The 22796-nt window shown below is 70.1% G+C and carries 21 protein-coding genes and 1 riboswitch; of the genes, 13 read left to right on the forward strand and 8 right to left on the reverse strand.

Going from position 1 to position 22796, the window contains the following annotated elements; all coding sequences use genetic code 11:
- Positions 1 to 31 precede the first annotated feature (31 nt).
- From BLW75_RS38450 to BLW75_RS38470, 5 genes are all read left to right on the forward strand, one after another.
- Positions 32 to 715 carry a M23 family metallopeptidase gene (locus BLW75_RS38450; RefSeq protein ID WP_034319168.1) on the forward strand — a complete coding sequence of 228 codons (684 nt, stop codon included), beginning with the start codon at positions 32 to 34 and terminating at the stop codon, positions 713 to 715.
- Positions 716 to 843: 128 nt separating this feature from the next.
- A riboswitch (SAM riboswitch) is annotated at positions 844 to 958 on the forward strand.
- A gap of 32 nt (positions 959 to 990) precedes the next feature.
- Positions 991 to 2346, forward strand: coding sequence for an aminotransferase class V-fold PLP-dependent enzyme (locus tag BLW75_RS38455; RefSeq protein ID WP_034319166.1), 1356 nt, complete (start codon positions 991 to 993; stop codon positions 2344 to 2346).
- A 19-nt stretch (positions 2347 to 2365) separates the two neighbouring features.
- Positions 2366 to 2998 (forward strand): hypothetical protein, encoded by a 633-nt coding sequence (locus BLW75_RS38460; protein WP_091599254.1) that lies wholly within the window; start codon positions 2366 to 2368, stop codon positions 2996 to 2998.
- Positions 2999 to 3022: 24 nt separating this feature from the next.
- The gene (lspA, locus tag BLW75_RS38465; protein ID WP_034319164.1) at positions 3023 to 3586 is read left to right on the forward strand and encodes a signal peptidase II; all 564 of its coding nucleotides are present in this window, start codon (positions 3023 to 3025) and stop codon (positions 3584 to 3586) included.
- Positions 3583 to 4509, forward strand: coding sequence for an RluA family pseudouridine synthase (locus BLW75_RS38470; RefSeq protein ID WP_034319162.1), 927 nt, complete (start codon positions 3583 to 3585; stop codon positions 4507 to 4509). The genes lspA and BLW75_RS38470 overlap by 4 nt, the downstream gene beginning before the upstream one ends.
- A 537-nt stretch (positions 4510 to 5046) precedes the next feature.
- Here BLW75_RS38470 and BLW75_RS38480 read toward each other — a convergent pair.
- Complete coding sequence (locus BLW75_RS38480; RefSeq protein ID WP_034319156.1) at positions 5047 to 6030, reverse strand: AsnC family protein; 984 nt, start codon at positions 6028 to 6030, stop codon at positions 5047 to 5049.
- A 135-nt stretch (positions 6031 to 6165) separates the two neighbouring features.
- Between BLW75_RS38480 and BLW75_RS38485 the strand changes: the two genes are divergently transcribed.
- From BLW75_RS38485 to BLW75_RS38500, 4 genes are all read left to right on the forward strand, one after another.
- On the forward strand, positions 6166 to 9477 hold the full coding sequence (locus tag BLW75_RS38485; RefSeq protein WP_034319154.1) for a DUF885 domain-containing protein: 3312 nt from the start codon (positions 6166 to 6168) through the stop codon (positions 9475 to 9477).
- A gap of 80 nt (positions 9478 to 9557) precedes the next feature.
- Positions 9558 to 10598 carry an LLM class F420-dependent oxidoreductase gene (locus BLW75_RS38490; RefSeq protein ID WP_034319151.1) on the forward strand — a complete coding sequence of 347 codons (1041 nt, stop codon included), beginning with the start codon at positions 9558 to 9560 and terminating at the stop codon, positions 10596 to 10598.
- Positions 10599 to 10812: 214 nt separating this feature from the next.
- Complete coding sequence (locus BLW75_RS38495; protein WP_034319147.1) at positions 10813 to 11769, forward strand: Ppx/GppA phosphatase family protein; 957 nt, start codon at positions 10813 to 10815, stop codon at positions 11767 to 11769.
- A 39-nt stretch (positions 11770 to 11808) separates the two neighbouring features.
- On the forward strand, positions 11809 to 11988 hold the full coding sequence (locus BLW75_RS38500) for a hypothetical protein (protein WP_034319145.1): 180 nt from the start codon (positions 11809 to 11811) through the stop codon (positions 11986 to 11988).
- Positions 11989 to 11992: 4 nt separating this feature from the next.
- Here the strand turns inward: BLW75_RS38500 and BLW75_RS38505 are convergent, their stop codons facing one another.
- The 3 genes from BLW75_RS38505 to BLW75_RS38515 are packed head-to-tail and all read right to left on the reverse strand — an operon-like array spanning position 11993 to position 15686.
- Complete coding sequence (locus tag BLW75_RS38505; protein ID WP_034319140.1) at positions 11993 to 14353, reverse strand: glycoside hydrolase family 65 protein; 2361 nt, start codon at positions 14351 to 14353, stop codon at positions 11993 to 11995.
- Entirely contained in the window at positions 14350 to 15084 is a 735-nt protein-coding gene (locus tag BLW75_RS38510) for an HAD family hydrolase (RefSeq protein ID WP_034319137.1), read from the reverse strand. Before BLW75_RS38510 ends, BLW75_RS38505 begins: the two co-directional genes overlap by 4 nt.
- 44 nt (positions 15085 to 15128) lie before the next feature.
- The gene (locus BLW75_RS38515; protein WP_034319134.1) at positions 15129 to 15686 is read right to left on the reverse strand and encodes a TetR/AcrR family transcriptional regulator; all 558 of its coding nucleotides are present in this window, start codon (positions 15684 to 15686) and stop codon (positions 15129 to 15131) included.
- A 71-nt stretch (positions 15687 to 15757) separates the two neighbouring features.
- On the opposite strand from BLW75_RS38515, the gene BLW75_RS38520 reads away from it, so the two are divergent.
- The gene (locus BLW75_RS38520) at positions 15758 to 16264 is read left to right on the forward strand and encodes a PaaI family thioesterase (RefSeq protein ID WP_034319130.1); all 507 of its coding nucleotides are present in this window, start codon (positions 15758 to 15760) and stop codon (positions 16262 to 16264) included.
- Here BLW75_RS38520 and BLW75_RS38525 read toward each other — a convergent pair.
- Positions 16261 to 16614 (reverse strand): nuclear transport factor 2 family protein, encoded by a 354-nt coding sequence (locus BLW75_RS38525; protein ID WP_034319127.1) that lies wholly within the window; start codon positions 16612 to 16614, stop codon positions 16261 to 16263. The genes BLW75_RS38520 and BLW75_RS38525 overlap by 4 nt on opposite strands.
- Before the next feature lie 44 nt (positions 16615 to 16658).
- The gene (locus BLW75_RS38530) at positions 16659 to 17141 is read right to left on the reverse strand and encodes a MarR family winged helix-turn-helix transcriptional regulator (RefSeq protein WP_034319123.1); all 483 of its coding nucleotides are present in this window, start codon (positions 17139 to 17141) and stop codon (positions 16659 to 16661) included.
- Between BLW75_RS38530 and BLW75_RS38535 the strand changes: the two genes are divergently transcribed.
- Entirely contained in the window at positions 17140 to 17601 is a 462-nt protein-coding gene (locus BLW75_RS38535; RefSeq protein ID WP_034319120.1) for a pyridoxamine 5'-phosphate oxidase family protein, read from the forward strand. The genes BLW75_RS38530 and BLW75_RS38535 overlap by 2 nt on opposite strands.
- Here BLW75_RS38535 and BLW75_RS38540 read toward each other — a convergent pair.
- Positions 17598 to 18800, reverse strand: coding sequence for an ROK family transcriptional regulator (locus BLW75_RS38540; protein WP_034319118.1), 1203 nt, complete (start codon positions 18798 to 18800; stop codon positions 17598 to 17600). The genes BLW75_RS38535 and BLW75_RS38540 overlap by 4 nt on opposite strands.
- Before the next feature lie 208 nt (positions 18801 to 19008).
- Complete coding sequence (locus tag BLW75_RS38545; RefSeq protein ID WP_034319115.1) at positions 19009 to 19737, reverse strand: zf-HC2 domain-containing protein; 729 nt, start codon at positions 19735 to 19737, stop codon at positions 19009 to 19011.
- A gap of 58 nt (positions 19738 to 19795) precedes the next feature.
- Here BLW75_RS38545 and sigC point away from each other — a divergent pair, with 58 nt between their 5' ends.
- Together sigC and BLW75_RS38555 are read left to right on the forward strand one after the other, a co-directional pair.
- On the forward strand, positions 19796 to 20365 hold the full coding sequence (sigC, locus tag BLW75_RS38550; protein ID WP_034324554.1) for an RNA polymerase sigma factor SigC: 570 nt from the start codon (positions 19796 to 19798) through the stop codon (positions 20363 to 20365).
- Between the two features lie 176 nt (positions 20366 to 20541).
- Positions 20542 to 22788, forward strand: a complete 2247-nt coding sequence (locus BLW75_RS38555; RefSeq protein ID WP_034324552.1) for a xanthine dehydrogenase family protein molybdopterin-binding subunit — start codon at positions 20542 to 20544, stop codon at positions 22786 to 22788.
- The last annotated feature ends 8 nt before the right edge of the window (positions 22789 to 22796 follow it).

Here is a 22796-nt window from a genome sequence, read left to right on the forward strand (position 1 = left end):
GGTGAGTGTCACGGGGTAAGGAGTACGCAAGGTGACGAAGCTTCCTGCGCGGTTCGCTGGTCTGGGGGTCACTGCCGCACTCGTCGGGGTGGTTCTCTCTGCTCCCGCCGCCTCCGCGGCCGGCGCCTTTCCCGCGTTCGGGCTGCCCTTCGAGCCGGGCCAGTCGGTCTACTCGGCGGGGATCCACTCGGACAACGGCACCTCCGGCGTGAAGAACGCCATCGACTTCAGCCCCGGGGACAAGACCGTTCGCGCCCCGCTGGCGGGCACGGTCCGGATCCAGCACTGTTCCGGCGGCGACTGGGTGACCGTCGACCACGACGGCGGCTGGCGGACCGGGTACTACCACCTGGAGGGCATCGCGGTCACCGACGGCCAGAAGGTCGCCCCGGGCGACGCTCTCGGCCGGACCGGCAACGCGCTGCCCTGTGGTGGCCGCAGCACCGGCGCCCACGTGCACTTCACCCTGTGGACCCTGCCCGCGGCCGCCGCGCAGGGCGGCGACTCGCGCGACTTCGGGGTCGGCGCGGGCAACTGGAACGGCCTGTCCTACGACGAGGTCTCGACCAAGGTCGCCGAGGCCTACGGCGAAGCCGTCGACGGCAAGACCTTCGGCGGCTGGCAGTTCACCGCGGGCACCGATCAGTACTCCGGCACCGCGACCGAGGTCTCCTCCCGCGCGACCGTCCCGCTGCCCGGCCGATTCCGGGTCTGACCTGCCGTTGCCCGGCGCGGCGCGGCGCCGGGCAGCGGTTCTTCCCGCTTGCGGAGCACGTGAGCGGCGTCTCAAGATGCGGACAAGGGCTGGCTCGATCGGCCGCCCATCCGCTAACTTCGTCCGTAGGTCACGAGTGTCAGCGTCAAGCCCCGGCTAGCTGACCGGCAACCCTCCTTCCGCGGTGGGGTGCCCCGGGTGAGGACCTGGCTCGTCGCGTGGTGCGACGGGCAAGCGCGGGATCCTCGGTGGGTCCCCTGGCCCGGAGGATGACGATGACTCTCGCTCTCGAACGCACCAGCACCCCCGCTGAAGACGTTGCCCCGCACCGGATCCCGGCGGTCGCGTGCGCCGATCTCCGGGTTCCGCTGGTCACCGGCGGCGACATCGGATACGCCAACCTCGATCACGCGGCGAGCGCTCCCTGCCTGGACAAGGTGCGTGCCGCGGTCGACGAATTCCTGCCCTGGTACGCCAGTGTGCACCGCGGCGCCGGCTTCGCTTCGCAGGTCTCGACCAAGCTTTACGAGCGTACGCGCGGAATCCTGCGTGACTTCGTCGACGCGCGGTCGACCGACACCGTCGTGTTCACCCGCAACACCACCGATTCCTTCAACCTTCTCGCGCGCAGCCTGCCGAAACACACCTCGGTCGTCGTGTTCGACACCGAGCACCACGCCGCGCTGCTGCCGTGGAAGGGACCGAACGTCCGCCGGATCGAAACCCCTCGGACCCGCCTCGCCGCGGTGTCCGCTGTGGACGAAGCGCTCGCGGACTGCCCGCAGGGCCCGCGGCTCGTCGTGCTCACCGGCGCGTCCAACGTGACCGGGGAACTGTTGCCCGTCAAGGAGATCGCGGCCATCGCGCGGCGGCACGGCGCCCGGATCGCGCTCGACGCGGCGCAGCTCGCACCGCACCGGAAGATCTCGGTGCGCGAACTGGACGTCGATTACGTCGCGCTCTCGGGGCACAAGCTGTACGCGCCTTTCGGGGCCGGCGCGCTGATCGGCCGAGCCGACTGGCTGCGTGCGGCTCAGCCGTACCTCGCCGGTGGCGGCGCGACGAAGCTCGTCAACCGTGACTCCGAAAACCTCGGCGTGGTCTGGAATTCCGGCCCCGAGCGGCACGAAGCCGGTTCGCCCAACACCGTCGGCGTCTACGCGCTCGGCGTCGCCTGCGAAACCCTGGCCGCGAACTGGGACGGGATCGTCGCCCACGAGGAGGAACTGCTGGCGCGCCTGCGCCGCGGTCTCGCCGCCATCCCCGGATTCGGCGAACTGCGGCTGTTCGACGCGCCGGTCGATCGGGTCGGCACGCTCAGCTTCGTCGTCGACGGCTTCGACCCGGGCTGGCTCGCCGCCGTGCTGTCCGCGGAATACGGCATCGGCGTGCGAGACGGCGCGTTCTGCGCACACGTGGCGACCAAACGGCTGATCGCCGTGGCCGGTTCGACGGGGCAGCAGGCCGTGCGGGTCAGCCTCGGCCTCGGCAGCACCACCGAGCACGTGGACCGGATCGTCCTGGCGCTGCGCCAGATCGTCGCCCGCGGTGCCCGCTGGCAGTACGAGAAGCCCGAAGGCCGCTGGGTGCCGGAGAACGATCCGCGGGAGCTTCCCCCGTTCTGCGCCTGACCCACTACCCTCACCCCGCATGGGGAACGAGCGACCGCGTTACTGGTTTCCGCTGGCGTTGCTGGGGTTCGCCCAGTTGCTGGTGGTGGCTTTCGGCGGGATGTGGTCCGGGGGATGGTTCGCCTACGCGCCCGCCGCTGGACGGCGGTTCCTGACCCAGGATCTGTATGGGGTCGGTGATGGCGGGTACGCGAGCTTGTACGGCGTCGAGATGAGCCGCGAGACCGCTGCCGCGCTGGACGCGTCGTTCGACATCGCCGGCCGGACCGACGGCTGGCTGTTCGCCGTCCTCGCGGTCTACCTCGGCACGGTGCTGTTCTATGCCATCCGGACGAAGGCCCTGCGCTGGTGGAAGGTCGCCGCGATCGCGCTCGGTGGACTGGTCGCCATCGTGCTGGCGGATCTGGTCGGCTACTGGGAATTCGATCTCGACGGCGACACCCGGAGCGCGATCCTGCTGACGCTCGGCCTGGCCGGGCTCGCCTGGCTGGAGCGCAGCGTCCTGGTCCTGGTCGTGGCCGCGGCGTTCGTGCTCTGCGCGATCGTGTTCGCGCGAGGACAGCTCGCGCTGGTGCTGTCGTCACTGGTCGTGCTCGCCGGGGCGTTCGCCGCCCTGCTGAGCAGGCCGAAGGCGGCCGCCGAGGAGTCCTGAACACGCTCAGTGGACAATGGGGGAGTGAGTACAGAGCCCGAAACGGCGCCACCGTCGCCACCGCTGCCCAAGAAGCGCGTCGCCGTGGTGTTCGCCGTCGCCGCGGTGCTGTGGGGGATCGACCTCCTCACCAAGCAGATCGCCGTGTCCACGCTGGAGGGCAAGCAGCCGGTCGAGTTCCTCGGCGGGCTCGTGTACTTCCAGCTCGTGCGCAACCCCGGGGCCGCCTTCTCGATGGCGACCGGGCTGACCTGGGTGCTCGCGCTGGTCGCGATCGCCGTCGTGATCGCCATCGTCTGGCTGTCCCGGCGGCTGCGCTCGGTCGGCTGGGCGATCGGCCTCGGCCTGGTGCTGGCGGGCGCGCTCGGCAACCTGACCGACCGGATCTTCCGCGCGCCCGGCCCGCTGCAGGGGCACGTGGTCGACATGATCTCCGCGTTCGCGCCGAACGGGCAGGGCTGGGCGATCTTCAACGTCGCCGACTCCGCGATCTGCGTCGGCGGCGTGCTCATCGTGATCCTTTCCTTGCTGGGCAAGGACTACGATGGAACGTCTACAAAGGACAAGAAGAAGGCGGCGAGCGAATGAGCGCGCGGATGTTGCCCGTTCCCGACGGGCTCGACGGCATGCGCGTCGACGCGGGGCTGGCGAAACTGCTGGGACTTTCCCGCACGGTCGTGGCGGAACTGGCCGAATCCGGCGAGATCCTCCTCGACGGCAGGCCCGCCGGGAAGTCGGACCGGCTGACCGCCGGCGGGCTGCTCGAAGTGACGCTGCCCGATCCGGCCTCGGCCGTCGAGGTCGTCGCGGAACCCGTCGAAGGGATGAAGATCCTGCACGACGATGACGACATCGTGGTGATTTCGAAGCCGGTCGGCGTCGCCGTGCACCCGAGCCCCGGCTGGACCGGGCCGACCGTCGTCGGCGGGCTCGCCGCCGCCGGGTTGCGCGTCGCGACCTCGGGCGCCGCCGAACGTCAAGGCGTCGTGCACCGGCTGGACGCCGGCACCACCGGCGTGATGGTCGTGGCGAAGAGCGAGCACGCGTACACCGTGCTGAAGCGGGCGTTCAAGGAACGGACCGTCGACAAGGGCTACCACGCCATCGTGCAGGGCCACCCGGACCCGACGCGCGGCACCATCGACGCGCCGATCGACCGGCATCCCCGGCACGACTACAAGTTCGCCGTCGTCCAGGGCGGGCGGCCCAGTGTCACGCATTACGAGGTCGTCGAGGCCTTCCGCGCCGCGTCGCTGGCCCAGATCAAACTGGAGACCGGGCGCACACACCAGATCCGGGTGCACTTCTCGGCGCTCAAGCATCCCTGCGTCGGTGACTTGACCTACGGCGCCGACCCGGTGCTGGCGCGCAAGCTCGGGCTCTCCCGGCAGTGGCTGCACGCGAAGACGCTCGGCTTCGCCCATCCGTCCGACGGGCGCTGGGTCGAGTTCGAGGCGGAGTACCCGGACGACCTGGCCAACGCGCTGCGGATCTTGCAGGACGAGAACTAGGCGCGAGCTCGGCTGAGCGCGCTCAAGTACATGAAGGCCCCCATCCTTGCGCCTAGCTCCGTGAAGGGGGCCTTCACTACCTTGAGGGTCAAGTCGCACAACTGCTGGTCAGTGTCACTCTTGGTAATTCGAAGGTCGTGCGCGGCACTCTGATTCTGGACTGGCCGGCGGGAGCCGACCGTACTCTGAGTGTCCACAAGGGACACCACCCGGCCACAATGCCCGGTTTGTGCACTTTGCGTGGAGGTCGTGAGTGTTTTGTGTCGTTAGAACGACACAAAACACTCACGACCCCCACGCGGACCTGTGCATATCGCCACCAATCGGACACTCGGCCGCCTGGACGTGTTCCCTGTGGACACTCAGAGCCCGACCGGTACATGCCCACCTGCCGCAACCCCATACGAAGGGCGGCGAATCCCGGCTGGCGCCGCAATCGCCGCCTACATCCCGCCTGACCAGCAGTTATGTGTCTTTGCCGGTGCCCTGACCTTGAGGGTGGGGAAGGGGCCCTTCGCTACCGCGGCGCCGGTCGCGTCAGTCGTCGATCGACCAGGTCAGCGTGCGCTCGTCCGGCTCGGGCCGCGGCGACCAGCGCACGGCGACCACGCGGGTCGCGTCCGGTAGCACGTAGACGGTGTGCCCGCCCAGGGTCTCCCCGGGCCGGACGCCGATCTTGTGCGGCGGCCGCGAGGTCAGCGAGACCGGCGCCTTGGTGATCGGCTTGCCGTCCGCGGTGAGCAGTTCGAGGTAGTTGTCCGGGAGCGACACGAACGGGATGTTCCCGCGGTTGGTGATCTCGGTGTGCACCACGACCGACCGTTCCCCGGCTTCCAGTGAGTAGCCGGCGGCGCTGAACAGGTAGTCCGCCGGGTCCTGGACCTCCAGCAGCTGGACGGTGAGCTGCTCGCCCTCCAGGCCCTGGGTCTCCATCACGTCACCGGTCCGGCCCTTCTTGCCCTCCGGGGCGGCCTGCGGCGTGACCTGCTGTTCGTCGCCGCGCGCCCAGGACGCGGTCTGCGGGACGCCCCAGGTGCTCATCACCGGGTCGGCGGGCGCCATCGGGGGCGGCGCGAACTGCTGCTGCGGCGGGGCGGGCGGCCGCGGAGGCGGCGCCATCGGCTGACGCACCGGGGCCGACGGCGGGCCGGGGTAGCGGCCCGACGGCGTGCCGTGCACGTTGTACGCGCCCGACGGCGTGCCTTGGACGTTGTACGGCCCGGAGGGGGTGCCCTGGACGTTGTGCGGGCCCGAATGCCCCGGCGGACGCTGAGGCTGCGGAGGTTGCTGGGGCTGCTGGGCCCATGAAGGCGGCGCGCTCGCGATGGCGGCCCGTAGCCCGTTCGGGTCGCTCTCCACGCCCACGAGCAGCGGCAATCCGCTGCCGGAGAGGGCGACCAGACGGTACGCGACCTCGCGCGGGTCCATCCCGACCTTGGCCGCGAGTTCGTGTACGGCCGCCTTGCCCAGATCCGCGAGGGCGGCGAGCAGGCGGATGTCCACGGGATCGGTCACGGCCACGTCCGGGAACGCTACCGTCTCGCCCTCGGCGCCGCGGGGAGAGGCCGCCCGAGCGCGGCAAAACCCGGCTTCGGTAGTACGCGGTCTCCATTAGGGTCGGGTTACCGCCTCCATCGACCTCTGGGGATAGAAAACATGAGCGAAGTCTCCGCCCTCGCCGACGAGTTCGTCGAAGCCCTCTTCGACGCCGAGCCGGTCATGCCCGCTTTGCAGGGCTTCCGTCCGGAATCGACCGGGCTCAGCGATCTCAGCGAGGCCGCCGGGGACGCCTTCCGCGCGCGGCTGGCCGGGTTCGCCGAGCGGGCCGAGGCGCTCGCCACGGACGGTTTGAGCGCGGAGGAGAAGACCACTCGTGACGTCCTGATCGCGATGGCGCGGGCGCGGATCGCGCTGCTGGACTCGCGGTTCGTCGAGTTCACCGTCAGTGACCTGTTCATCTCGCCCGCCGCCGAGGTGCTCACCGTGCTGCCGATGATGTCGGTCGGGACGGGCGCGCAGGCTGAGGCGCACCTCGGGCGGATCGCCGCGATCCCGGAGTACCTGCGGCAGGCCGCGCAGCGGCACCGTGACGGCGTCGCTCGCGGCCTGGTCCCGGTCGCGTACCTCGTCGACGCCGCCGTCGCCTACCTCGACCGGCACCTCGCCGAGCCGTCGGCCGATCCGCTGCTGCGCCAGCCCGCGCCCGACGAGGACTTCGAGACCCGCCGCGCCGACCTGCTGCGTGACGTCGTCCGGCCCGCGATCGCGGAGTACCGCGAGGTGCTCGCGAAGGAGATCGCGCCGCACGGCCGTCCCGAGGACAAGCCCGGCGTCTGCTGGCTGCCCGACGGCGAGCGCATCTACGCCCTGCTCGCCGAGATGCACACGACGACCGACCGCACCCCGCGTGAGCTGCACCAGACCGGGCTCGACGTGATCGCGGGCCTCGCCGCCGGGTACCGCGAGTACGGCTCGCGGGTCTTCGGCACCAGCGACCTCCAGGAGATCTTCACCAAGCTCCGCTCCGACCCGGCCCTGCGCTGGTCCGGTGCCGACGAGATGCTCGACTCCGCCCGCGCGGCCATCACCAGGGCCGAGGCCGAGGCGCCGAAGTGGTTCGGCCGGATCCCGCCGCAGCCGTGGACGGTCGAGCCGGTTCCCGCCGAATCCGCGCCCGGCGCGCCCGCCGCGTACTACATGTGGCCCGCGGTCGACGGCTCCCGGCCCGGGATCTACTTCGCCAACACCCACAAGGCGGAGGAGCGGTTCCGGCACGCGGCCGAGGCGACGGCGTTCCACGAGGCCATCCCCGGCCACCACTTCCAGCTGAGCCTCGCGCAGGGGCTCACCGAACTCCCGCTGCTGCGCCGCATCGGCGACTTCACCGCGTACGCCGAGGGCTGGGGCCTGTACACCGAGCGCCTCGCCGACGAGATGGGCCTGTACTCCGACGACGTCGCGAAGCTCGGCATGCTGACCATGGATTCGATGCGTGCCGGACGGCTGGTGGTCGACACCGGGTTACACGCGCTGGGCTGGAGCCGCCGCCAGGCGATCGACTTCCTCGCCGAGAACACGCCGATGGCGCCGGTGGAGATCGAGTCCGAAGTGGACCGGTACATCGCGTTCCCCGGCCAGGCGCTGTCGTACATGGTGGGACGGCTGGAGATCCAGCGCATCCGCGCCGAGGCCGAACTGAAGCTGGGCAGCCGGTTCGACATCAAGGCCTTCCACGACGTCGTGCTCGGTGGCGGGTCGCTGCCGCTTTCGGTGCTGGACGGCGTGGTCCGCGACTGGGTCGCCGGCCATGGCGACACGCCGAACGGTCTCGCCGACGAGCTGATGGAGCTCAAGTTCGAAGAGTTCCCGTTGTGGCGCTCGCTGCTCGGGCTCCCCGGCGACGAAGGCGCGCTGCCCGATCCGAGCGCGGAGGCCGCGGCCGCGCAGCGCGCGACGGCGATCGCCATCGCCGAGCGCGCCGAAGCCCTCGACACCGAAGGGCTTTCCTCAGCCGAGGTGGTCACCCGCGAGGTCGTGATCCAGCAGGCGAAGGCGATGGTCGACGTCGTCGATTCGCGCGCCGCCGAGTTCTCGGTCAGCGACGGGCTGGCGTCGCCCGCGCTGTTCATGCTGAACGAACTCTCGGTGCTGTCGCTGAACGACGAGGAAAAGGTCCGCGGCTATCTGAAGCGGCTGGAAGGGATGGGCGCCTATCTGGACGCCCTGATCGTGCGCCAGCGCGCGGCGGCGGCCGACGGGCTGGTCCCGCCCGGCTTCCTCGTCGAAGGCGGGATCGCTTACGTGGAGCGCTATCTCGGGGACGAGGCGGGGGATCCGCTGGCGCTCACCGCGTCCGTTTCCGTGGAGGGCTACGAAACCGAACGCGACCGGCTGCTGGCCGAAGTCGTCCGGCCCGCCTACCGGCGGTACCGCGACTTCCTCGCCGACGAGCTGCGTCCCGTGGCGAAGCCCGAAACCGAGCCGGGTCTCTGCGCGCTCCCTGGCGGGCAGGAGAAGTACGCCGCGCTGATCCGGGCGCACACGTCCACGGAGCGCACCGCCCAGGACCTGCACGACACCGGCCTCGACATGATCGCGAAACTGGCCGACCAGTACCGCGAGCTGGGTGAGAAGATCTTCGGCACCAAGGATCTCGAGAAGATCTTCGAGCGGCTGCGCACCGACCCCGCCCTGCGCTGGCGGGACGGCGACGAACTGCTCGACGCCGCACGTGACGCCATCACCCGCGCCGAAGCCGTCGCCCCGCAGTGGTTCTCGACCGTGCCCGAGGAGCGGTGCCAGGTCGAGCCGGTCCCGCCCGCGGAGGCGCCCGGCGGCACGCTGGCGTACTACATCGAGGCGTCGCTCGACGGCTCGCGGCCGGGCACCTACTACGCGAACACCCACGAGGCCGAGCAGCGCCCGAAGCACACGAGCGAGGCGATCGCGTTCCACGAAGCCGTTCCGGGGCACCACTTCCAGATCTGCATCGCGCACAAGCTCAAGGGCCTGCCGCTGTTGCGCGGGCACGCCGACGTCAACGCCTACGTCGAAGGCTGGGGTCTCTACTCGGAGCGCCTCGCCGACGAGATGGGCCTGTATTCCAGCGATCTGACCAGGTTCGGCATGCTCACCCAGGATTCGATGCGCGCCGGGCGGCTCGTCGTCGACACCGGGATGCACGCGCTCGGCTGGAGCCGTCAGCAGGCAGTCGACTACCTGGCCGAGAACACCCCGATGGCCAGGGTCGAGATCGAGGCCGAGATCGACCGCTACGCCGCCGTTCCGGGGCAGGCGCTGTCGTACATGGTGGGACGGCTGGAGATCGAGCGGATCCGCGCGGAGGCCGAGGCCGCGCTCGGCGACCGGTTCGACATCAAGGGCTTCCACGAGGTCGTCCTGAGCAACGGGATCCTGCCGCTGCGCGTGCTGGACGACGTGGTGAAGGCGTGGGTGGCCGCGCAGTGAGCCGGAACACAGGCGAACCGCGCGGTCCCGGCGCATACTGTCGCTAAGCGAGCGCTCAGTAACTTCACGAGGAGATGCCGATGAGGATCGGGACCGCGATCAGCTACGCCGGTGGTTTCGCCGACAGCGTGGCGGACATCGTCGAGCTGGAGAAGGCCGGACTGGACATCGTCTTCGTCCCCGAGGCCTATTCGTTCGACGCGGTCAGCCAGCTCGGCTACGTCGCGGCGAAGACCGAACGGGTCCAGATCGCCTCGGGCATCTTCCAGATCTACACGCGGACGCCGACGCTGACCGCGATGACCGCCGCCGGGCTGGACTTCGTCTCCGACGGCCGGTTCACGCTCGGCATCGGCGCGTCGGGTCCGCAGGTCATCGAGGGTTTCCATGGCGTGAAGTACGACGCGCCGCTCGGCAGGACCCGCGAGATCATCGACATCTGCCGTCAGGTGTGGCGGCGGGAGAAGGTGGTGCACTCCGGCACGCACTACTCGATCCCGCTGCCCCCTGAGCAGGGCACGGGCCTCGGCAAACCGTTGAAGCTGATCAACCACCCGGTGCGCGAGCGGATCCCGATCCTGCTGGCCTCGATCGGCCCGAAGAACGTCGCGCTCACGGCCGAACTGGCGGAGGGCTGGGAGCCGATCTTCTTCCACCCCGAGAAGGCGGCCGAGGTCTGGGGCGCGTCGCTGGCCGAGGGCAAGGCGAAGCGCGACCCGTCGCTGGGCGAGCTGGACACCTTCGTCGGCACCGCGCTGGCGATCGGTGACGACGTCGAAGGGCTGCTGGACCACCTGCGCGGCATGCTGGCGCTCTACATCGGGGGTATGGGCGCACGCGGCAAGAACTTCTACAACAGTCTCGCTCAGCGGTACGGCTACGAGGCCGAAGCGAAGCTCATCCAGGACCTTTACCTGGACGGCAAGAAGGAAGAGGCCGCCGCGGCGGTGCCGAAGGAGCTGATCAGGGCGATCTCGCTGATCGGGTCCGAGGGCTACGTCAAGGAGCGTCTCGCCGCCTTCCGTGAGGCCGGGGCGACCACGCTGGTGGTCAACCCGCTGCTGCCCGGTCGTGAGGCCCGTGTCGCGCAGGTTTCGAAGCTTCGCGAACTCATCGACTAGCGCGGACCAGCCACGCGGCGGGGAGGCGAACCTCTCACCTGTATCGATCCGGTATACTTGACCTGCGCCGGTGTACCCCCTTCGTGGTCAAAAAACGACCTCCCGGTGGAAAGAGAACGTAAACCACGCCTGAACGGCCGGAAAATCCGCCATTATCAGGAGTGAAAGCGAGACCTCGGGGGAATACGTTCGCGACGAAGGTGAGGTGCCTCGCGTGCGCAAGCAGATCGGCGAGCCATCCGCCGCGGTCCTTGACGTCGGGTCGTTCAGCGCGCGGCTGGTGGTTCTGGCCAAGGGCGGTTCGCCGCTCGACCCCGCGCTGAGCCACCAGACGCGGCTGCGGCTGGACCGGGAACTCGACGATGACGGGAACTTGACCCGGCGTGGTATCGACGCGGTCTCTTCCGCGGTCGAAGCGGGGATGACGATGGCCGCCAAGCACGGCGTCGAAAACGTGTACCCGCTCGCCACGTCGTCGATCCGCGACGCGAGCAACGTCAAGCAGGTCGTCCGCGACGTCCAGAAGGCCACCGGGGTCAAACTGCGGTTCCTCACCGGACGCCGCGAGGCCGAACTGGCCTACGTCGGCGCGCGCCGGTGGTACGGCGCTTCCGCCGGCGGGCTGCTGGTGCTCGACATCGGCGGCGGGACCGTCGAGCTCGCCGCGGGGGACGCCGAGGAGGCCGGGTTCGCGCACTCCCTGCCGCTCGGCGCACGATCACTGACCCGGGACTGGTTCGCCACCGAATGCCCGTCGCCCAAGGTCGTGCGGGCGATGCGGGAACACGTGCTCGACGAGGTCCGTGACGCGATGCAGGACGTTCTGCCGCATATTCGCGACCATCGCGCCGTCGGCTGCTCCAAGGTGCTGCGGCAGCTCGCCCGGCTCGCCGGGGACCGGCCGTCCCGCGCCAGGGAACTGCACCTCGACGACCTCCGCGCGTGGATCCCGCGGCTGGCGAAGCTGCCCGCGAAACGCCGCGCCGAGCTGCCGGGTATCTCGCGGCAACGCTCCCACCAGGCGCTCGCGGGCGCGATCGTCGCCGAGGCGCTGCTGACGCTGGCCGGCGGCCAGGTCGCCATCTGCCCGTGGTCCACCAGGGACGGGCTGCTGCTCAGCATGCTCGACGGGCTGGTCACCCCGGAGGGCGAACCGGCGAAAGCCGCCTGAAGACTGGCGCATCCGGCCGCGAGCGGGTACCCCGGACACATGAGGGAAAGCAAGAAGAACTTCGGGCAGGACGACGAAGAAGATCTCGACGACCTTCGCGGGATCCAGCCGAAGACCGACGTGCCCAGCGCGCCCAACCGTGACGTCGGCCCGCACGGCACCAAGGAGGTCGACGACGTGCCGGGTGGCGGCGAAGCACCCATCGAACCTCCGGACTGAGCGATCAGCCGTCCTTCGGCTGCCTCCGTGCCGGAGCGCGGCCCGCGGGCTGCACCGGCGCGGGGCCGGGGTCGAGCGCGGGGATCGGCAGCCGTACCGGCTCGGCGCTCACCGTGAACGTCTCGCCGTGATGCATCAGTTCCAGCGGCTCCCCGGTGATCACGTGGTACGTCGCGCCCTCGCCGTCGATCTCGACCTGGAACCGGGTACCGCGGAAGGTCAGCCGGAACGCGATCCGCTGGAGTTGCGGCGGCAGCCTCGGCGCGAAGGTCAGCCGGCCGCCGTAGTCGCGCAGCCCGCCGAAACCGGCGACGGTGCCCTGCCACGCGCCCGCCAGCGAGGCCAGATGCAGACCGTTGCGGACGTTGTTGTGCACGTCGTGCAGGTCGGTGAGCGCCGCCTCGGCGAGGTAGTCGTAGGCCAGTTCGAGATGCCCGACCTCGGCCGCCACCACCGCCTGCGTCCCCGCCGACAGCGAGGAATCCCGCACGGTCCGCGCCTCGTAGTAGGCGAAGTCGCGCGCCTTTTCCTCGGGGGTGAAGGAATCCCCGCACAGATGCAGCGCGAGCACGAGGTCGGCCTGCTTGACCACCTGTTTGCGGTACAGGTCGAAGTACGGATAGTTCAGCAGCAGCGGGTAGAAATCCGGGTCCGTCGCCTCGAAATCCCACTCGTCGTGCTCCAGGAACCCTTCGGACTGCGGGTGCACGCCGAGATCCTCGTCGTAGGGCACCAGCATCGCCTCGGCGGCCTTGCGCCACGACGCGACCTCGTCCGCGCCGACCTCGAACCGCCGGGCCACGTCGTCGTGCTGGCCGACGATTTCGGCGGCGTAGAACAGGTTCCGGCGGGCCATCAGGTTCGTGTAGACGTTGTTGTCCGCCACCGCGGAGTACTCGTCCGGTCCGGTGACGCCGTCGATCCGGAAGCGGCCCCGCCGGTCGAAATGCCCGAGTGACAACCACAATCGCGCGGTTTCGAGGAGCAGTTCCGCGCCGCAGTTCCGCATGAACTCGTCGTCGCCGGTGGCGTTGAGATAGCGCACGACGGCGTCGGAGATGTCCGCGCTGACGTGGAACGCCGCCGTGCCCGCCGGCCAGTAGGCGGAACACTCCGCGCCGTTGATGGACCGCCAAGGGAACGCGGCGCCGCGTAACCCCAGCTGGGTCGCCCTTTCCCGCGCTTTGTCCAAAGTGGAGTGACGCCAGCGCAGTGCGTCGCGGGCGGCGTCCGGGATGCTGTAGGTGAGCACGGGCAGGACGAAGGTCTCGGTGTCCCAGAACGCGTGCCCGTCGTAGCCCGGGCCGGTCAATCCCTTGCCCGCCAGCGCCCTCGTCTCGCCGCGGGCCCCGGCCTGCAAGAGGTGGAAGAGCGCGAACCGCACGGCCTGCTGCAGTTCCGGGTCGCCCTCGATCTCGATGTCCGAGGTCTCCCAGAAGTCGTCGAGGAACGCCTTCTGCTCGGCGAGCAGCCCCTTCCAGCCGGTCTGGCGTGCCCCGGCCAGCGCGGCCTCGACCTGTGCGCGCACGGCGGGCACCGATCGCTGCGCGGACCAGCCGTAGGCGAGGAACTTGGTGATCCGCAGCCGCCCGCCCTTGGGCACGTCGACGGCGATGGTGAGCCGCGCGAGATCGTCCTCGGCCTCGATATGCGTGCGCACGCCGTCGGAGACGTCGATCTTGTGGTCCATCGCGGCGGCCATCCGCAACCCGGATCGGCGGGTCTGGTGCACCAGCACCGCGTGGTAGGCCTCCGCGTGGTGGTATTCCCCGACCAACGGCGACTCCAGTGCCGCCGCGACCCGCGGGTCACGCGTGTCGGACTCGATCGGTTCGTTCGCCAGGAGATCCGACTGCGCCACCAGCTGGAGTTCGTCGTCGAGCGGTTCGACCTCGTACCTGATCGCCGCGACGGCCCGCTGGGTGAAGGAGACCAGGCGTTCGGTCTTCACCCGGACCCGGCGGCCGGTCGGTGACGACCAGACGGTGTCGCGCGCGAGGGTGCCCTTCCGGAAGTCGAGCACGCGGTCGTGTTCGGTCGCCTGGCCGTAGCGCATGTCGAGCGGTTCGTCCTCGACCAGCAGCCGGATGATCTTGCCGTCGGTCACGTTGACGACCGTCTGCCCCTCTTCGGGATAGCCGTAACCCGTTTCCGCGTAAGGAAGATCGTGCTGCTCGTAGAAACCGTTCAGGTAGGTGCCGGGAAGACCGCGCGGCTCGGCCTCCTCCAGCGTGCCGCGCAGGCCGATGTGCCCGTTGGAGACCGCGAACGCCGATTCGGTGCGCTGCAACGCGTCGACGTCCATTCCGTGCCAGCGCAGCTCCCAGGGCGCGACCTCGTAGCCGCGGAGAAGCGATTCGGTCACTTGCGATCCTCCAGGAGTTCGGCGAGGTCGTCCACCACGACGTCGGCGCCGTGCGCGAGCAGTTCGCCCGCCTGATGCGCGCGGTTCACCCCGACCACGTAACCGAAACCGCCGTCCTTGCCCGCCTGCACGCCCGCGAGGGCGTCCTCGAAGACGGCCGCGTTCGCCGGTGCGACACCGAACGCCTCGGCGCCGGCGAGGAACGAATCGGGGGCGGGTTTGCCGCGCAGATTCCTCTCGGTGATCACGATCCCGTCGATCCGCGTTTCGACGAACTTGGTCAGGTCGGCGGCGTCGAGCACCTTCGCGCCGTTGGCCGACGAGGTGACGACGCCGATGCGCAGCCCCGCCGCCTTCGCCGCCTCCAGATACCGGACGGAACCCGGGTACGGAGTCACGCCCTCGTCCTCGATGATCTTCAGCACCAGTTGGTTCTTCCGGTTGCCGATCCCGTTGACGGTGGCGGCGTCGATCCCGTCGTCCGGGCTTCCCTCGGGCAGTTCGATCCCGCGCGAGGTGAGGAACGTGCGGACGCCGTCGGCCCTCGGCCTTCCGTCGACGTAAGCCGCGTAATCGTTGTCGGTGAACGGCGAGAACGCGTCACCGTCGCGGGCGCGCAGGAACTCGTCGAAGGTGCGCTTCCACGCCGCGCGATGCTGGGCCGCGGTTCCGGTCAGCACGCCGTCGAGGTCGAAGAGGCAGGCCGTGATGGTGTCGGGCAGACCGATCATGTCTGGCCACGCTACCCGCGCTCGCCCATGCTCGCTCGGCTTCGTCAGGAGGCGCGGATCACGAGCGCGACATGCCGCGCGGCCCGGTCCAGCGCGTCGGGCGACCGGTGGACCCGGCTGACCAGCAGGGCTCCTTCGAGGTTGTTCATGATGGCCGTGGCGACGTCTTCAGGGTCCTTGACATCACTGAGCAGTTCGACGAGCAGTGCGTGCCAGGCGGCGAACGCGTCCTGGCACGCCTTGGTGATCGCGGGCGAGGCGTGCGCCATCTCCAGCGTGATCGTGGCGAGGGGACAGCCGCCGCGGTAGTCGTCGGCCGCCAGCGCCTCGCCCGCCTTGCGATACCACCAGGAAACGGCGTCTTCGACGGTCTCGGTGCGCTCGAAGGCGCGACGGACCGTCTTCGCCACGACCGCGGTGCCGAGTTCGATGGCGGCGACCGCGAGTTGCTCCTTGCCGCCGGGGAAGTGGTGGTACGCCGATCCCCACGGCGTCCCGGCCTCTTCGACCAGCCGCCGCCACGAGGTCGCCTGGTAGCCCTCGCGGCGGAAGAGCGTCATCGCAGTCGAGATCATCCGCTCGCGAGTGGTGGTATCGGACACTCCTTCAGCATAGCCCTTGACTAAGACGATCGTCCTAGGAAAGCCTAGGACGATCGTCTTAGGAGGCGGCCATGACCACCGATGTCACCGGGCAGACCAGGCAGAAGACCGTGACTTGGCAGGATCCGCTGCCCACCGCCCGGCTCGGCCGGGAAATGTCCGGCCTCGAGTACCTGACCGGTATCGCCGAGGGCCGGATCCCGCCGGCGCCGATCTCGGCGCATTTCGGCATGCGCTGGGTGAGCGTGGCCGAAGGCGACGTCGTGATCGCCGCGACGCCGGACGAGTCGCTGTACAACCCCATCGGGACCGTGCACGGCGGCGTCGCGGCGACCCTGCTGGATTCGGCGGTGGCGTGCGCGGTGCACTCGACCCTGCCCGCCGGTGTCGGGTACACCTCGGTGGAACTGAAGGTGAACTACCTGCGCGCCATTTCCGGCTCGGTGGGGGAGATCCGCGCGCACGGCTGGGTCGTGAAGGCCGGTTCGCGCGTCGCGTTCGCCGAGGGCGACATCCGCGACGGGCAGGGCAAGGTGCTCGCGACGGCGTCGAGCACCTGCCTGATCATCAAGCCCTAGAACATTTCCGCGCCGGGCGGCACCGGCTGCTTGACGTCCCAGTGCTCCACGATGAGCCCGTCCGCCACGCGCACGATGTCGACGACGGCCGCGCCGGATTCCTCACCCGGCCGGACGACGTGCAGGTGCACGACGACGTGCTCGTCGTCGGCGATCACGCGTTTCACCGAGACGTCCGCGCCCACCATCGGTGAATTCCGCATCGCCTCCACGAAAGCGTCACGGCCGGAGGGGAATCCCGGGCTGTGGGTGACGAAATCCGGGTGCACGTTCGTGCCCGCGGCGGCGAAGTCCTTGTGCACGAACATGTTCTCGAAGCAGTCGAGGACGATCTTCTTGGCTGTGGTCATGGGAATATCGTCCCCCCGCTGTCGATTACCGCGGAGGTAATGCCTTACCGCGGCGGGCGGACCCGGCGGCCGCGGATCGCCTCCGGTTCGCCGTAACGGCCGAGGATCCCGGCCAGCAACGCTTTCGCGTCCGAGACCCGCTCTTCGCCGTATTCGGCGGTGAGTTCCTTTTCCAACGCGGCCCGGTGCTTCCGCCATGCTTCGACGGCGCTCTCGGCCTTTTCGGTGAGGTGCAGCAGCCTGGTTCGCGCGTCGGCCGGATCGGGTTCGCGGCGCAGCAGGCCCCGGCGTTCCAGATCGGCGGCGGCCTTCGACGCGGCCTGCTGGGTCACGCCCATCCGTTCGGCGAGCGCGGAGATCGACAGCGGTCCCGCGAGCACGTGCTGGAACACGACGCCGTCGTTGAACCGCAGTTCGCCGAGGCCGTCGGCGGTCAGCCGCCGCTGGATCTCACCGCTCATCGCCCAGCCCGCGAACAGCGAGACGAGTGACAGGTCGAGGTTCAACGGCGTAGGATCCACAACCATGGTTGTGGAATCTAGCACGCCGCCACCCGAACTGACGGCGGAGTTCGTCCGCGTCGCCCATCGCGTGGTCTGGTGCACGCTCGCGACCGTCGACCGGCGGGGCAGGCCGAGGTCCCGTGTCGTGCACCCGCTCTGGGAGGAGCGGGAGGAAGGGCTCGTCGGGCATCTGTTCACGCGTCCGACGCCATTGAAGAAGGCGCACCTGGCGCGCACGCCGTTCGTCTCGTGCTCGTACTGGGATCCGGCGCACGAGGTCGCCGTCGCCGAATGCGGCGCCGTTTACGCCGACGACGAGGCGACCCGGCGGCACCTGTGGCGCCTGGCGTCGGAAACGCCGGAGCCGCTGGGTTTCGACCCGAAGATCATGGGCGGTGACGACCCGCTGGATCCGGGCATCACCGTGCTGAGGCTGACGCCGTGGCGGATCAGCGCCGGCGGAAAGGCCTGGCGGGCCGCCTAGGCCGCGCCCACCTTGCGTTCGAAGACCAGGCCCTCGGCGGCGCGCAACCCGACGCTGATCGCGCCGGTCAGCACCCCGTCGTCGCCCAGTTCGCCCTGGACGACCGACGGCACCAGGGGAGTGAACGAGCGCAGGGCGCGGTCGATCGGGTCGAGCAGCAGATCGGCCGCGGTGCCGATCCCGCCGCCGAGCACGATCAGTTCGGGGTCGATCACCGCCGCCACCGACGCCACGGTGTACGCGAGCCTGTCGGCCTCCGCCTCGACGGCGCGCAGGGCGAGTTCGTCGCCGTCCCGGGCGAGCCGGAAGACCTCACGGGCTGATTTCGCCGTGCCGAGGCCGAGTTCGCGCGCGCCGCGGACGACGGACTGCGCCGCCGTCGCCTCTTCGAGGTGGCCGCGGACGGGCGGCGAGTCCTCGCCCTCGCCCGCCGCGTCCGACTGCCCGTACGGCAGGTAGCCGATCTCGCCCGCGGCGCCCGTGGCACCGCGGAAGACCTGGCCGTCGACCATCACGCCCATGCCGACGCCGGTGCCGATGGTGATGCAGCCGAACACCGACGCGCCGCGCGCGGCGCCGCGTTCCCATTCGCCGACGGCGGTGAGGTTCGCGTCGTTCTCGACCATGAGGTCCGGGCCGAGGACGGCTTCGAGTTCGTCGAGCAGGCCCGCCTTGCCCCAGCCGGGCAGGTTCGGCGCGTGCCGGAAGCAGCGTTTATCCGGGTCGGCGACGCCGGGGGAGCCGAGGACCCGCACGACGATGTCCGCCTGGGACAGTCCCGCTTCGCGCACGGTCGCCGCGGCGAGGGCGCCCACCGCATTGACGAGCGCCGTGCCCGAACGCGAGGTGTTCCGCTCGTCCCGGCGGGCGACCACGGTGTGGCCGAGGTCCGAGACGGCGACGCGGAGGTGCTCGCGTCCGATGTCGACACCGAGGACGTAACCCGCCGTGGGATCCGCTTCGTAGAGGACGGCGGACCGGCCGGTGCCGGTCGAGGTGTGCCCGGTCGCCCTGGCGAGCCCGGCCGCTTCGAGTGCCAGTAACGCTTGGCTCACCGTGGGTTTCGAAAGTCCGGTGTCCTTCGCGACCTGGGGCCGCGTCGCCGGGCCGCTGCGGCGCAGGAGGTCCAGCACGGCGCGCTGATTGATCTTCCGCATCCCGGCGGGGGTGCCGACGGGTGGGTTTTCTGCGCCAACCACGAGCTTCGCCTCCTGTCGAACCAAGGTGTTCCACCAAAGTTATCCGGGTCCGGCCCGAAATGGGCAAGAAGGTTTACATTCGGTGGTCCCAGGCGAACGATAAACGTGCCCGTGCCGCGAATCGCGCACGCCGCGCGCGAAAACCTGTGATTCACCCGGTATCCGTGCGCGTGCTCCCAGTGACCGGTAATGGTCTAGACCAGGTGGGTCAAGCCACGTGACGGCTCGCCGGACGCCGGAAACCCCGGTGCTGACGGGGGCGTTCGGGGGCTTCGCCGGTCTCGTGGTCGGTTTCGGCGCTGCGGGAATCCGGGTAGCCGGCCGTCGTCGCCGGGCTGGGGCGGTTGCGCAGCCGATGCTGCCGGTTCACCACGTACAGCAAGAGCAGTCCGGCGACGACCAACCCGTGGGTGAGCACGCGTCCCGCGGTGACCTGTCCGGTGGCGAGGTCGCCCGCCGACAGCGCCAGGAGGAGCGCGACGAAACCGGTCAGCGCGGGCAGCTGCCCGGACGCCGCCTTCGTGCGGACGGCCGCCCAGCCGAGTCCGACACCGACCGCGAGGTTCCACGCGCTGCTTTCGTGGGCAAGGTGCCCGATCAGGGATTCCGTACCGTGCCCGGCCGTGTGGTCTTCGACGCCCAGCAGCTGGGCGAAGGCGAGACCGAGCTGCGCGATCGCGACCAGCGCGAGCGCGATCCTGGCAGGCCAGCCCTCGCTCGGCGGGGCGGGGGTGCGGTCGAGGATGACGGCGGTGAGGTCCGGGACTCTGGGAGCGGGCCGCAGCAGCATCGCCCGGTGCATCCGCTCGGCACGCGAGAGCCACGATCGGCACGCGGGGCAGCCCGCCACGTGCCGGTCGACCACCTCGGGCGGGGCGGGTTCGGTTTCGCCGTCGAGCCGGGCCGACAGGGCCTCGCGGCAGGTCTCGCACTTCACGTCTCACTTGTCGGGCGCGGGCCTGCCCCGGTTCCCGGGACGCTGCTACGTTTCTCGTATGGCCGGGCCGCGCAACCACGACGACGAGCGGGTGACCGAGCTCGCGCTCGCCGCCGCCCGCGGCGACCGGCGGGCGCTCGAAGACTGGGTGCGGGCCACCCAGGCCGACGTCTGGCGTTTCGTCGCGCACCTCGCCGACGTCGGCGCCGCGGACGATCTCACCCAGGAGACGTACCTGCGCGCGTTCGGCAGCCTGCGGCGGTTCGCCGGCCGGTCCTCTTCGCGGACCTGGCTCCTGTCGATCGCGCGCCGCGTCGTCGTCGACCGCATCCGGGCGGCTTCGGCGCGCCCGAAACTCGCCGATGTCGACTGGGAGGCCACCGCCGAGCGGCGTGGCGCCCGTCAGGCGGAGGGTGTCGCCGGCTTCGAGGACCTGGTCGAGCTGCGGATGCTGCTCGACGGGCTCGACCCGGAGCGGCGCGAGGTCCTCGTCCTCACCCAGGTGCTCGGGCTTTCGTACGCCGAGGCCGCCGAGATCTGCGGCTGCCCGGTCGGCACCGTGCGCTCGCGCGTCGCGCGTGCCCGCGAGGACCTGCTCGAAGCAGGCCGGGAGCGCGACTCCATCTGACCGGCTGTGGCGCGCCACACATTCGGGGCCGTTCGCTGTCACCTCGTCACACAGATGGGCCGACCCGACTACTGCGCGTTGACTAGGCCGAATGCCGATGCCTAGCGTGTCGCCATCCGACCCCAGGCCGCGCGAGGGTTCCGCCTTCTCCGCGCGCTCTCGAAGGGATCTTCCCGATGGCCAGTCCCACCACTGGAACCCCAGGCGAGGCTCCGGACTCCGGCGGCCTCGGCCGTCGCCGGTTCCTGAGCTTCCTCGTCGCCGCGCCCACGCTCACGATCGCCACGAAGATCGGTATCGACACCGTCTCGCCCGAAGAGGCCGAAGCCGTCATCCCGACTCCGCCCGGGCCGGCCGAGATCCTCGACCTCGGCGACGTGCTGATCTTGTCGAACGCCCCCACCGCCGGTCTCCTCGTGCTCGAAGTCCGCGAAGACGGCCGCGTGCGGCTGGAGCTGCCGCGGACCGAGGTCGGCCAGGGCATCACCACGGCGAACGCGATGCTGGTGGCCGAGGAAATGGACCTGCCGCTCGACCGGGTCGACGTCGTTCTTTCCGACGCCCGCTCCGAACTGCTGTTCAACCAGCTGACCGGCGGTTCCAACACGATGCGCTCGCTCTACACCCCGGTGCGGACCGCGGCCGCCGCCGCGCGCGCCCGCCTGGTCGCGGCCGCGGCGCGGCAGTGGGGCGCCGATGCCGCCCGACTGTCCACAAGGGACGGTGCGGTGATCGCGCCCGACGGCCGCCGAGCGGGCTACGGCGCGCTGGCCAGGCCCGCCGCCCGCGCCGACCTCGGCAAGGTGACCGCGACCCCGAAGGCGGAGTCCGCGCACAGGCTGGTCGGCACGCCGCAATCGCGCAAGGACGCCCGCGCGATGGTCACCGGACAGCTGCAGTACACGCTGGACCTGGATATCCCCGGCGCGATGCCGGTCATGGTCCGCCGCCCGCCGACGATCAACGGCACGGTCAAGCAGGTCAACAACGAGGCCGCCGTCCGCGCGATGCCCGGCATCATCGACATCGCCGTGATCAAGACCGGGGTCGCGGTGATGGCCGAGACGTTCGGCCAGGCGCTGGACGGCAAGAACGCCCTCGACGTCACCTGGAACGGCGGCACCGTCGACGGCGAGAACAACGCGACGATCAAGAAGAAGCTGCGGGCCGCGGCTCTGCCGTTCGTCGTGCCGCCGTTGCTGACCCAGTACGTCGACGGCGAGTTCGACTTCGCCTTCGCCAGCCACGCCCCGCTGGAGACCAACTCGGCCGTCGCCGACGTCCGGGAGGACAGCGCGACCATCTGGTCCGGGATGAAGGTCCCGATCCTCGCGAAGCAGAACATCGCGCAGGAACTCGGGCTGCCGGAGAACAAGGTCACCGTGCACGTCCAGCAGGCGGGCGGTTCCTTCGGCCGTCGGCTGTTCTCCGACGGCGCCATCGAGGCTGCGCGTGCCTCGAAGGCGTTCAAACGGCCGGTGCGGCTGATGTGGAGCCGTATCGACGACATGCGCCACGGCCGCGCGCGGGCCGCGAGTCACCACAAGATCCGCGCCACCTTCCCGCTCGGCCAGGTGCTCACCTTCGAGCACCGCGTCGCCAGCGTGGAGACCGACTGGAGCCACGGGCTCGGCGAGGTCTTGACCGCTTTCGCCGCGGAACTGCCGGTCGGCGGCAACCTGAGCTTCGCGCAGACGGTGTTCCTGCTGACGGTGAAGTCGCCGTACAACTTCGGGGTCACCACGCAGCTGCTCAACGAGGTCCCGGTGGACTTCCACACCGGTGCCTGGCGGTCGGTGTACTCCGCGAGCACACGCGGCGCGGAAGAGATCATGGTCGACGAGATCGCCGCGAAACTCGGCAAGGACCCGGTCGAGTTCCGGCGCGAGTTCATCAAGGACGACCGGCAGCGCGCGGTGCTGGACAAGGTCGCCGAACTCGGCGAGTGGGGCAAGAAGATGCCCAAAGGCTTCGCCCAGGGTGTCGCCGTGCACGGCGAGTACAAGTCGTACACCGCCTGCCTCGTCGAAATGGACGCCCGTGACCCGAAGAAACCGCGTGTCACCAAGGCGACCATCGCGGTCGACGTCGGCAAGCCGATCAACCCGCGCGGGATCGAGGCGCAGATGCTCGGCGGCCTGACCGACGGCATCGCCACGACGCTGACCGCGGGTCTGCACATCGACAAGGGCTTGCCGCTGGAGGGCAGCTACTCGCAGTTCCACTACGCGCGGCAGAAGAACTCGCCGACGGACGTCAAGGTGTTCGTGATGCCGGAGACGGGCGAGATCGGCGGCGCCGGGGAACTCGGCGTACCCGCGCCGGTCGGCGCGATCGGGAACGCCTACGCGCGGGCCACCGGGATCAAACCGCGCAGCTTCCCGATCAACTTCCCGGTCGACTTCGAACCCTTCCCCCGCTGACCTCCAGG

Origin of the sequence: Amycolatopsis lurida (assembly GCF_900105055.1) — a bacterium.
Taxonomy (GTDB): Bacteria; Actinomycetota; Actinomycetes; order Mycobacteriales; family Pseudonocardiaceae; genus Amycolatopsis; species Amycolatopsis lurida.